Source organism: Pedobacter deserti, from assembly GCF_024436415.1.
Lineage (GTDB): Bacteria > Bacteroidota > Bacteroidia > Sphingobacteriales > Sphingobacteriaceae > Pedobacter > Pedobacter faecalis.
The window spans coordinates 110,627-123,062 of the sequence record NZ_JAFMZQ010000003.1; the positions used below are offsets into that span (position 1 = coordinate 110,627).

Annotated in this window: 9 protein-coding genes; 8 read left to right on the forward strand and 1 reads right to left on the reverse strand. The window is 45.3% G+C overall.

The window, feature by feature from the left end:
- The first annotated feature begins 2 nt into the window (after positions 1-2).
- The 8 genes from J3P40_RS17695 (at position 3) to J3P40_RS17730 (ending at position 11,232) form a co-directional block, all read left to right on the forward strand.
- Positions 3-1,682 carry a porin family protein gene (locus tag J3P40_RS17695; RefSeq protein ID WP_256007607.1) on the forward strand — a complete coding sequence of 560 codons (1,680 nt, stop codon included), beginning with the start codon at positions 3-5 and terminating at the stop codon, positions 1,680-1,682.
- A gap of 49 nt (positions 1,683-1,731) precedes the next feature.
- A complete protein-coding gene (locus tag J3P40_RS17700; RefSeq protein WP_256007608.1) occupies positions 1,732-2,799 on the forward strand; it encodes an HU domain-containing protein in 1,068 nt (355 codons plus the stop codon).
- An 8-nt stretch (positions 2,800-2,807) separates the two neighbouring features.
- Entirely contained in the window at positions 2,808-3,518 is a 711-nt protein-coding gene (locus tag J3P40_RS17705) for a MotA/TolQ/ExbB proton channel family protein (protein ID WP_256007609.1), read from the forward strand.
- Entirely contained in the window at positions 3,518-3,919 is a 402-nt protein-coding gene (locus J3P40_RS17710; protein ID WP_256007610.1) for an ExbD/TolR family protein, read from the forward strand. Before J3P40_RS17705 ends, J3P40_RS17710 begins: the two co-directional genes overlap by 1 nt.
- Positions 3,919-4,731, forward strand: a complete 813-nt coding sequence (locus J3P40_RS17715; RefSeq protein ID WP_256007611.1) for an energy transducer TonB — start codon at positions 3,919-3,921, stop codon at positions 4,729-4,731. Before J3P40_RS17710 ends, J3P40_RS17715 begins: the two co-directional genes overlap by 1 nt.
- A 16-nt stretch (positions 4,732-4,747) precedes the next feature.
- Positions 4,748-6,028 carry a bifunctional folylpolyglutamate synthase/dihydrofolate synthase gene (locus tag J3P40_RS17720; RefSeq protein ID WP_256007612.1) on the forward strand — a complete coding sequence of 427 codons (1,281 nt, stop codon included), beginning with the start codon at positions 4,748-4,750 and terminating at the stop codon, positions 6,026-6,028.
- A 67-nt stretch (positions 6,029-6,095) separates the two neighbouring features.
- Positions 6,096-7,763 carry an alkaline phosphatase PafA gene (pafA, locus tag J3P40_RS17725; RefSeq protein ID WP_256007613.1) on the forward strand — a complete coding sequence of 556 codons (1,668 nt, stop codon included), beginning with the start codon at positions 6,096-6,098 and terminating at the stop codon, positions 7,761-7,763.
- Between the two features lie 79 nt (positions 7,764-7,842).
- On the forward strand, positions 7,843-11,232 hold the full coding sequence (locus J3P40_RS17730; protein WP_256007614.1) for a methylmalonyl-CoA mutase family protein: 3,390 nt from the start codon (positions 7,843-7,845) through the stop codon (positions 11,230-11,232).
- A gap of 18 nt (positions 11,233-11,250) precedes the next feature.
- Here the strand turns inward: J3P40_RS17730 and J3P40_RS17735 are convergent, their stop codons facing one another.
- The gene (locus J3P40_RS17735) at positions 11,251-12,231 is read right to left on the reverse strand and encodes an acyl-ACP desaturase (protein WP_256007615.1); all 981 of its coding nucleotides are present in this window, start codon (positions 12,229-12,231) and stop codon (positions 11,251-11,253) included.
- Positions 12,232-12,436: the final 205 nt, after the last annotated feature.

Sequence of the window (12,436 nt, forward strand, 5' to 3'; positions counted from 1 at the left end):
CGATGAGATTTCTTAAATATATCTATATATTATTATTAGTTGCGGCCGTCTCTAATGTTGCTGCTCAGGACCCGGTGAAAACAGAAGAAAAGGCTGTTACGGAAGAGATTGAGGTTGTAAGGCCTTATAAGCCGGTCTTAGCTGAGGCGGTAAAACTCCGACGCAGCCCGGACCTAAACGATGTTAAAACCTACAAAGCCAAATTTAACTATAGCTTGTCTGACAGAAGGCTTGAACTTAATTCAGACATCAACAAATTGAAGGCACAGGAAGTTGCCCCGGCACGGGAGGAAGAACTTACCAACAACTACGTTAAGGGGGCTTTCGGTACGGCTAAAACCATATTTGGAGAGGCCTATGCCAACATTGGCCGTGACGAAGCACTTCAGGCAGGCGCATTTTTTCGGCACTTTAGTCAATCCGGAAAACTAAATAAACAACAATCTGATCAGCAAACGCTTAGCGCTTTCGGCAGAAGTATCACAGATAATAATACGTTTAGCGGACGAGTAAACTTCCAAAGACACGGTTTATTTTTTTATGGATTTGACGAGAACGCGATAGTTCATCCAGAGCCGGAAAAGCAGGTACTTAACTTCTTTGAAGCGGAAGGGGAAGTAGTTAGCAAGTATACCGAGGATCCTGACGCATTTAGCTATGCGGCGAAGATAAACGGTTATGTGTGGGGCGATCGCTTCAATGCAGGCGAAAACTCGGTGATTCTGAACGGCTATTTGAACAAACGGATCAAGAGCTTCAACTTGGGCCTGGCAAGTTCTGTAGAACTGGGAAAAACGAAAGATTCGTTGTCGGTCGGCAATAACATCTTTAAATTGAATCCGCATATCAAACTTCAGACGAATGGGATAGTTATTAAAGCAGGAGTCAACTTTGTACAAGAATTTGGTGATTTTTCGTCGACCAGGATATTTCCAGCCGTTACTGCTGACTTCACTTTAATTCCGGACTATCTGCAGATATATGGGGAAGTCAAAGGGGATGTTGACCGTAATTCATTGAAGCACTTTACGGATGAGAATCCCTTTTTAAACCGGAATATCAGCATAAAAAATACAATCGAAAAGCTCAATATAAGCGGTGGCATTAAAGGTACTGCCGGCCCTGGCTTTGGCTACAAAGCACGTATCTATCACCGTCAGATAGAAGATATGCCCTTGTTTGTGAACAACTATTACGAGCCAAATAAATTTGATGTTATTTATGACTTCGGGACGATGAAATTGGTTGGACTGGAAGGAGAATTGTCTGTTCAGATAAGTGATGCGCTCAAATGGACAGGAAAACTGATTTTTGAGGACTACAAGCCTGCCTCGGAATCTCAGAGCTGGTTCAAGCCCCAAATGCGTCTAAGTTCCGACTTATCTTTCAACATTACCAAAGAACTCACAATGGAGGCATCGGTTGCTGTGCAGGATGATAGCAAAGCCAAAATATACACAGCAGCCCCTCCCCGCCCCTACTTTGTACCTGTTTTGCAGAACGAAAGAGTCGTCACCGTGAAGGGGTTCGTTGATTTAGGCGCAGGTGCTTCGTATAGGATAAACGAAAAGTTTGCTGCTTTCTTAAGAGTCAACAATCTATTGAACAGTAACTACAACAGGTACTTGTACTACCAGACTATAGGTATGAACATTTTTGGTGGCTTGAGTTATTCATTTTAGGTTTCATTTTTAATTGGTTCGTAGAGAATTATAGTTTATTTTTATCGGAATGGATATTCTATCTAATCTTATTGAACTTCTTAAACGTCGGAGCCGCGTTGCTGTTCCAGGACTCGGAACATTTGATAAGCACAGGATACCAGGCAGATACGACACAGGCAATCACACTTTTGTTTCTCCCAGTCTGCAATTTACGTTCGATCACAGCGTGGCGGAAGACGATGATCTATCATCATATGTTGCCGAATATCATGAGATCGCAGGGGAAACTGCGGAATTTTATGTCAGCAAGTTTGTCAAAGACATTCTGGAAAAATTAAAGGGTGGTGACAGTGTTAAAATGCATGAGCTCGGGTCTCTGCATGTGGTGGAGGACAAAATAGTTTTAAGTCCATCCGACGATTCAGGCAAACATTTTTTCGGCTTGCCGTCAATCGGTGACGACACAACAAAACCTTCGGCCGAAAAATCCGATGAGCAGGAATCAACGGTAGTTGACCCCCCGACACACAGCCTGATAGAAACACCAGAACAATTTTGGAACTTCAAAACGGAGACTGAAACGGTAGTTGCGCCGGAACCCGCCACTGAAGAACATCATTCAAAGAACAACCCAGGATTTAAGTTGCTGGCAATAATAGCAGCCGTAGTTGCCGTAGTTGCGGCAACATACCTTCTTTTCGGAGATCAAATCCTCTCGGTCGCCGGCAAAGCTGGACAAAAGCGCGACAAAGCTGACTCAAAGAAAGCAGCTCCCGCGAGCATACCCCACAGACCTGACAGTTTGAAAAGTACGGTTGCAATCGCTTCTTCGGGAGATAGTTTGAAAAAAGACTCCGTCATTTCAGCTCAGATTGAATTGCGTTCAGATACAACATGGGAAGTAATAGGCGCTTCCGTCATAAACCAAAAGGAAGCCGACCGGTTTATAGCTCAAATGAAGAAAATCGGAATAGCGGCGAAAGTAATTCCTACGGCGCCCGGAAAACGTAGAATTAAAATTAGCGTAGCCACGTTTGGCGATGAACAAAGCGCGAGGGCGGGTCGAAAAGAACTGGTGTTGAAGTTAAAGAACCCAGAATTATATATTCATCAAAACAGACAAACACACAAATAAAACAAAATATGTTCACATTATTACAAGCAGCTACTGACACAGCGAACCAGATGATTGATACAGCCAATGCCTTAACACAAACTGTCGCAACACCGCCGGAAGAGCTGAGATTTATTGATTTACTTTTTAAAGGCGGATGGGTTATGATCCCGCTTGCCGCTCTGGCGTTTCTTGGGTTAGTTATTTTTGTTGAACGTTATATTACGATAAGGAAGGCGTCGAGGATGGAGTCTAACCTTATGCTGCAGATCAAACAATACATACATGATGGCAGGCTGGAGAATGCCATTGCACTTTGCCGTAACAACAACTCTCCTCTTGCAAGGATGTTGGAAAAAGGATTAAAACGAATCGGAAGACCAATAAAGGATATAGAAGCTGCCATTGAGAACAACGGCAAACTTGAAGTCTCCAAGCTCGAAAAAAACATCAACATTTTAGGTATTATCGCAGGTATAGCACCTATGCTTGGATTCGTAGGAACGATTATTGGGGTAATTACCATCTTTCATGACGTTTCCATCAAAGGTGCAATTGAAATAGGAACGATTTCAGGCGGATTATACACCAAGATGATCACATCAGCCACCGGGTTAATCATTGGTATCATCGCCTATGTACTGTACCACATTCTAAATATGATGGTGGAGCGTATCATCCTCCGGATGGAGACCGATGCCATCGAATTTATTGATCTACTTGAGGAGCCAGGGAAATAATGAATCTACGTAAAAGAAATAAAGGGACTGTAGAGGTACACACTTCAGCATTAAATGACATCATGTTCTTTTTATTGCTGTTTTTTCTTCTTGCATCGGCTGTAGTTAACCCTGAAGTAGTGAAATTGCTGTTGCCTCGCTCTGAGTCGGGCCAACAATCTTCAGCCCAAAAAACCGTTACTGTTTCTATAGATGAAGACTTAAACTATTTCGTAGAAAAACAGCGTACCACTTTAGAAGATCTTCAGGCGAATATAGAGACATATCAGCGTGTATCTCCCGACCTTACCATAGTACTGTATGTGGCGAGAGGGGTTTCTATCGAGAATACCATGCTCGTTTTTGATGTTGCCAACAAATTGAAACTCAAAGTAGTACTTGCTGTCGAACCGAAAAAATAATGGCATACTATAAAGAAGAGAATAACTATCCTAAGGCCTTAGCAATATCTTCAGGAATAATGGCCGCCCTGCTCCTGTTGAGCATATTTATTGTTATAGGGAAATTTGAGCCTGTGGAAGCAGGTATGGGAGGGATTGTTGTGAATTACGGAACTTCTGTAGAGGGCATGGGGACGGACTATACCAGTATCGAGGAACCCTCGGCCGATCCGAATGCGAATCAAAAGGCTCCAGACAAAGTGGTGACGACCGAGCCAACGCCTCAGCAGCCTACTTCGGAAAATAGCGACAAAGAAATTGTAACCCAGAATACGGAAGAAGCCGTAAGTGTGAATACAAAAACCAATAGCAAAAGTTCCACGGTGTCTCCAACCACGGAGAAGAAGTCAGACGCTCCCGTGATCAATCAAAATGCCCTTTACAAGGGAAAGGCCAACAAGGGAACCGGATCTGGCGACGGAACTGGCTCTACACCTGGTAATCAGGGCGACCGTGACGGCGACCCGCTTTCCAACAACTATGGCGAAGGTGGATCTGGCTTTGGAGAGACTCCTATTGCATTAAGGAGATTTACAAACCTGGTCCTGCCGCGTGATGATGGACAAAAAACCGGAAAAATTGCCGTGAGAATCCAGGTGAATAAGGCAGGTGTAGTGGTTGGCGCTGTTCCTGGTGTGAAAGGTACAACGTTAAACGACCGCGAACTTTGGCAGAAATGTAAGGAAGCCGTTATGGGCGCACGATTGTCTGCCGCTGAAAATGCACCGGAGCTGCAAATAGGCGTAGTAGTATTCAATTTCAAGGTCAAATAACAACACGTTTTTCGGCATGGATTACGAACAGACGGTAGACTACTTATATAGTAAATTGCCTATGTTCACCAAGGTGGGTAGCATAGCGATAAAGAAAGATCTCCACAACATTCGAAGCCTTTGCTCAAGGCTTAACAATCCTCAAAGTCGCTTTAAGAGCATCCACGTCGGTGGTACAAACGGCAAAGGCTCAACTTCTCATATGTTAGCCGCCATACTTCAAACGGCTGGTTATAAAACGGGCTTGTACACTTCCCCCCATCTTAAAGACTTCCGGGAAAGGATAAAAGTGGACGGCAAGATGATCGGAAAGCAATCCGTCACCAATTTTATCACCGAAAACAGGAACTTTATTGAAAGCATTGAACCGTCTTTTTTTGAAGTTACCGTTGCTATGGCCTTCTCCTACTTTGCGCAGGAGCAGGTAGATGTGGCCATCATAGAGGTCGGCCTGGGTGGGCGCCTTGACTCTACAAATATCATTATGCCCGAGTTATCCGTTATTACAAACATCAGTTTAGACCACACCAGCATTCTAGGGGATACATTAAAGGAAATAGCCTATGAAAAAGCTGGAATCATAAAACCTGGGATTCCTGCTGTAATTGGGGAATCACATCCTGAAACCGATGAGGTATTTGAGCGGAAAGCGAATGACGCACATGCAGAACTACATTTTGCTGACAGGCATATGCAGGTGGAGCGTGTTACAAAGGCGGCTGACTTTATGGATGTAGCTGTTGCCTATGCATCTTCCATGAAGGAACTGCGCCTCGACCTGACCGGCAGCTACCAGTTAAAAAACATCCTCACCGTCTTGCAATCAATAGAGATCATGCGAACGAAAGGCTTTCAGATAAGCGATGAAGCCTTACATTATAGTCTACAGCATGTCAAAGAAATTACGGGCCTGCAAGGAAGGTGGCAGAAGTTAGGTGATCATCCCCTGGTATTCTGCGATACGGGTCATAATGTAGCAGGGATAAGCGAAATCGTTACCAATATCAAGGCTTTATCTTACACCAACCTCCATATGGTGATCGGCATGGTGAAAGACAAAGATATCACTGGAGTGCTGAAACTGCTGCCCAAAGATGCCATCTATTATTTTTGTCATCCTCAACTTGAACGTGCTTTAGATTCAACCGAACTAGGAGCTATCGCCGAGCGCTACGGCCTTAATGGGGAATCATATGGCAGCGTTCAGGACGCAGTAAGAGCAGCCAAAACAAACGCGCAAAAATCCGACCTCATCTTTATTGGGGGCAGCACCTTTGTAGTGGCAGAAGCACTATAAAATCTTTACATTAACCGCTTTCCTAGCTCAACTCCTCTTGTTAACTTTGGAACCTTAACACATAAGAATGAAAAAAATCCATCTGTTTTTCCTTTTAGTTGTCCTGCTCTCTACCGATTTAGCGGCCCAGAAAAAAAACACTGCTGTAAACAGCAGGAATGCACCAGGAGTGACAAGGCCAAAACTCATAGTAGGCATGGTTGTAGACCAGATGCGATGGGACTTTCTATATCGATATTCCGAAAGGTATTCTAAAGGCGGATTTAAGCGGCTGTTGCGCCAGGGGTTTTCGGCCGAAAACACTTTCATACCGTACATACCTACCTATACAGCTTGCGGACATGCCAGCGTGTATACCGGATCGGTCCCGGCAATAAACGGAATTATAGGCAATGACTGGTACGATCGCGATCTGAAACGAAATATCTATTGCGCTGAGGATACCAGCGTCAAGACAGTAGGGAGTAACACAAGAGCCGGACTCATGTCGCCAAAGAATATGCTGTCTACCAGCATTACCGATGAGCTCAAACTTGCCACGAATTTCAAAAGTAAAGTAATTGGCATCTCCCTGAAAGACCGGGGCTCCATCCTTCCTGCTGGCCATAGCGCAGACGCGGCCTATTGGTTTGATGGTCAGACGGGCGACTGGATCAGCAGTACATACTATATGGAGCAGCTTCCCGCCTGGCTTCAGGAATACAATAGAAGAAAAACAGTAAATACCTATTTGGAGAAGAACTGGAACACATTATACCCCATAGAAACATATACGCAGAGTACTGAAGACGATAAAAGCTATGAAGGGAAGTCGCGAGGTGAAGAAGCTGCCATATTCCCTCACCCCTACAAGCTATATGCGGGCAAAGACTTTGAAAAAATAAAAAGCATGCCTTATGGTAATACTATGACGCTCGAACTTGCCAAGCTTGCAATCAAAGAGGAAAGACTGGGAGAAAGCGGCGTGACTGATTTCCTGGCCGTTAGCTGCTCCGCTACAGACTATGTAGGCCATCAGTACGGGCCCAATTCCATTGAGATCGAAGATACATATCTCAGGTTAGATCAGGACCTGGCGGAATTCTTCGATTTCCTGGATGCGAAATACGGCAAAGACAACTACCTCTTCTTCTTATCCGCCGACCACGGTGCGGCTCAGGCTCCGGGACTAGCGCTTGAAAAGCGCCTCCCTGGCGGTACCTTTGGCGACGGGAATGTTATTAAAATCCTTAATAAGCTATTTGAGTCACGCTTCGGCATAAAAAAAGCCATACTAACCTCTACAAACAGCCAAATCCATTTTGATCACGAGGCCATTGAGCAAGCAAAAGCGGATTATAATGAAATTAAAAGACTTACTATCGCAGAATTCAGAAAACAGCCTGAAGTCTCAGATGCGGTCGACCTGAGCAAACTCGAGCAAACCACTTTAGTGGAGCCGATTAAGAAAGCCCTGACAAATGGATATAACGCCATTCGAAGTGGCGACATCTACGTTCTTCTCAAACCAGGATATCTGGCAGGATCGAAGACGGGGACCACCCACGGCAGTGGCTACCCTTACGACCATCACATTCCATGCGTATTTATGGGCTGGAATGTAAAACCTGGAAAAACCAACAAGACCTATCATATGACAGATATCGCGGCAACGCTTGCGGCAATGCTTCGCATCCAGATGCCAAGCGGATGCGTTGGTGAACCGATCACTGAATTGACACATCAATATCAATAGATGTAAAAATAAATGTGCTGAAGCCGCCTAACACCTTGGGCGGCTTTTTCATTACATTTGTTTAACCGAATATTACAACATGCAAAATACAGACATCTATTCTTCCGCACACAAAATACGTTTTGTAACTGCTGCTGCACTTTTTGACGGACACGATGCTACCATAAACATTATCCGGCGGATATTGCAGTCCTCCGGTGCCGAGGTAATACATCTTGGCCATAACAGGTCGGCGGAAGAAGTTGTAAACTGTGCCATACAGGAAGATGTCCAGGGCATAGCGGTAACATCCTATCAGGGCGGGCATCTTGAATACTTCAAATACATGTATGATCTTTTGAAAGAACGCGGCGCGAATCATATCAAGATATTTGGAGGCGGCGGCGGCGTAATCTTACCAGCCGAAATAGATGAACTTAAAAGCTACGGAATAGCTCACATTTATTCCCCGGACGATGGCCGGAAAATGGGACTTCAGGGAATGATCAACGATATGCTGCGGCAGACTGACTTTAAACCTGTCAATTTTGTGCCAGATCGAGGTCGGCTCAACCTGACTACCAAAAACATTCAACTTATTGCATCTGCAATCAGTGCAGCGGAAACGGATTCCGAAAGATTTGCCGGGATCAGGCCCCGCATAGAGCAACCTGAAAAAAGCGTACCTGTTTTAGGCATCACAGGAACCGGCGGCGCAGGTAAGTCATCATTGATCGACGAACTGGTTCGGCGATTCTTGAACGCACTGCCGGATAAAACGCTGGCAATTATATCCGTAGACCCTTCCAAACGGAAAACCGGCGGTGCCCTGCTTGGCGATAGGATCCGGATGAATGCCATAAACCATCCGCGGGTCTATATGCGCTCGCTGGCCACCAGGCAGGCCAATATTTCCCTGTCCCGGCATGTTCAAGAAACCATCGAGATTTGCAAATCTTCCGGCTTCGACCTCATCATTGTTGAAACGTCGGGAATCGGGCAGTCCGACACTGAAATCACAGATCACTGTGATGTGTCCCTTTACGTTATGACACCGGAATTCGGTGCCGCAAGTCAACTTGAAAAAATAGACATGCTCGATTTCGCACATCTGGTTGCTATCAACAAATTCGATAAACGAGGCGCGGCCGATGCCCTCAGGGATGTAAAGAAACAATACCGGCGGAATCATAACCTGTTTGACGCGCCCGAAGAAGCTATCCCTGTATTCGCCACCATGGCGTCTCAATTCAATGATACTGGTATGAACAAGCTGTTTCTTGAACTTATGCGACAGATACAGTTGCATACAGGGATTAGCTTCGGCATCATTGCAGATCAGACCCTGTCAGACTCGTCTGACAAAGCATATGTGATACCACCCGAACGCGTTCGCTACCTCGCCGAGATCGTAGAAAGCAGTCAGTTGTACGACAAGTGGGTAGATACGCAATGCATAACGGCTCAAAAACTTTATCAGCTCAATGGGGTTATCGAAAGCCTTCAAGCTGACACCATCACAGATCAAGCATCAAGTCAGTCAGCGGTAGAACTACTGAAACACCAATACCAGAACCTCGAAAAGGAGCTTGACGATTCATGCCAGCACATGCTTGAGGAATGGCCCAAACTTAAAGAAACGTATGCGGGGGATGTATTCACATACCGGGTGCGCGACAAAGAAATCAGGCAGCCGCTTTTCTACGAATCCCTGTCAAAACTTCGCATCCCGAAAATATCCCTTCCGCGGCACTCCGACTGGGGAGACCTGCTTCGCTGGAGGTTGACAGAGAACCTACCTGGGGAATTTCCGTACGCTGCAGGCGTCTTTCCCTTAAAGCGAGAGGGAGAAGATCCTACGAGAATGTTTGCTGGAGAAGGTAGTCCTGAAAGAACCAACCGGCGGTTTCACTATGTCGCGTCCGACCAGCCGGCCCATCGCCTTTCTACTGCGTTCGATTCCGTGACGCTTTATGGAGAAGACCCTCACGTAAGGCCCGACATCTATGGGAAAATAGGAAACTCAGGAGTCAGTATCGCAACCCTGGATGACGCAAAGAAGCTCTACTCAGGCTTTGATCTTTGCAATCCATCTACGTCCGTGTCCATGACCATTAATGGCCCCGCCCCCATCATGCTGGGATTTTTTCTTAATGCTGCCATCGATCAGCAGTGCGAAAAATACATTATTAAAAACGGCCAGACAGAAGACATAGAAGCGAAAATAGCATCCATTTTCGAGACCCGGGGAATAAAAAGACCGCATTATCACGGACCTTTACCTCATGGGAACGATGGTTTGGGCTTAATGCTTCTAGGGGTAACCGGGGATCAGGTACTCCCATCCGAAGTCTATCAGAATATTAAAGCAGAAACGATCAGAACAGTCAGGGGAACCATACAGGCAGATATTCTCAAGGAAGATCAGGCACAAAATACCTGCATATTCTCCACAGAGTTTGCGCTGCGAATGATGGGAGACGTGCAACAATATTTTATCTCAGAGAATGTACGCAATTTCTACTCCGTATCAATTTCCGGTTATCACATCGCTGAGGCAGGTGCTAACCCTATTTCTCAGCTTGCCTTCACTTTAAGTAACGGGTTCACTTACGTAGAATATTACTTAAGCCGGGGAATGCATATCGATGATTTTGCCCCCAATCTATCCTTCTTTTTCTCAAATGGCATAGATCCGGAGTACTCCGTTATCGGGAGGGTGGCCAGACGAATCTGGGCTAAAGCCATAAAATTCAAATACCGGGGAAATTCCAGGTCGCAAAAGCTAAAATATCATATTCAAACCTCGGGACGGTCGCTCCATTCCCAGGAAATCGACTTCAATGATATCCGAACAACGCTCCAGGCACTGTATGCCATTTATGACAACTGTAACTCGCTCCATACAAACGCTTACGATGAAGCAATAACCACACCCACGGAAGAGTCTGTGAGACGGGCGATGGCCATACAGTTGATTATCAATAAAGAACTAGGCCTGGCTAAAAACGAAAACCCGCTGCAGGGCGCTTTTATTATTGACGATCTGACCGACCTTGTAGAAGATGCCGTGTTGATGGAGTTTAAGCGAATTAACGACCGTGGTGGAGTTCTCGGAGCTATGGAGACCATGTATCAGCGAGGAAAAATCCAGGAAGAAAGCTTATACTATGAAACGCTGAAGCATGACGGCAGTTACCCGATCATCGGAGTAAACACCTTTATAAGCAAAAATGGCTCACCAACAACGATCCCTCAGGAAGTTATTCGGGCGACTCCTGAAGAAAAGGAACAACAGATAAAAAATCTGGCCTTGTCCCACGAAAGAAATGAAACTCAGGTTGGTCCGGCACTCGCTAAGCTTAGAAGCTCCGCCCTTAGCCAGGAGAATATATTCGAGGTGCTGATGGAAACGACCAAGGTATGCTCCTTAGGTCAGATTGCAAATGCCTTATACGAAGTAGGTGGTCAGTACAGAAGAAATATGTAAACGCTAATGCCGTACCTCTTACGAATGTATCCAGCTAAACTTATACTCAATAGTAGGAGTCTTCATACGTTCAGCAATACGGGTTAATCTGGCAGGTAAGCCCATCACATAATCCCTGGCTTTTTCGCCGGCGTCGTTCAAATCCTTTACACTGTCGATCTTCCATTCCTCGATCAACTGCTGCATGATCTCTACATAATCCAGCGCCGTATAAACACCAAGCCTTTGCGCAGCATCTGTAAAGTGCCCGAATGTCTGACCAATCTTCATACCCATCTCGCGCAGGAAATGCGCAGGCATAACGATCTTCTTACGCATCATATCTTCAAAGGCAATCATAGCCTCATTAGGGTCAACCTCGAAAATCTTGGAAATAAAATCCTTGTAAGCCTTAGCATGGCGTGCTTCATCAGAAGCAATAACACCGCACATTTTAGACAGTAAATTATCACCATCCTTTTTTGCCAGAGAAGCTACACGCCTGTGAGAGATGTTAGTAGCCAGCTCCTGGAAACTGGTATATATAAAGTTCCGATACGGATCGGTACCAGTACCGATCTCAAATCCATCAGCTATTAAATATTGAGTAGAAATCTCCATTTGACGCATGTCGACCCTACCCGATAGATATAAATACTTGTTGAGCAAATCACCATGTCTGTTTTCCTCAGCAGTCCAATGCCTTACCCAGCGCATCCAGCCACCATCCTCGTTCTTAGACACCCCGTCTACCATAGTCAGCCACGACTCATAAGTAGGCAAAGCTTCTTCAGTAATGGTATCACCGATCAACACAGCCACCAGGTCATAAGAAAGGTCTTTGGCTTTCTCTCTCAAGGCCCTGATGTCCTGATAAAAGGTCTCGCTTGTAGAATCCGGCAAGAAGTCCGAAGGCTGCCAGTTGGTATCTATTGGCTTCAAATACGTACCCATCATATCAAGCATATAAGGCTCAATATGCATCATTACTTCCCTTCTCTGCTCTACAAAAAAACTCATTCGTGTATATTATTTGTCTCGACATCAAATATACCAAAAAAATGAGATAAGTGAGCGTATTTGTTTATTTCCAAGGATGTAAAAGGCCTATAAACAACAAAACCCTGCAGCATTGTTAGCTACAGGGTTTGTTTAAGATCTGGCACCGACCTACTCTCCCACGTGTTACCGCAGTACCATTGGCTCTGGTGGGCTTAACTTCTCT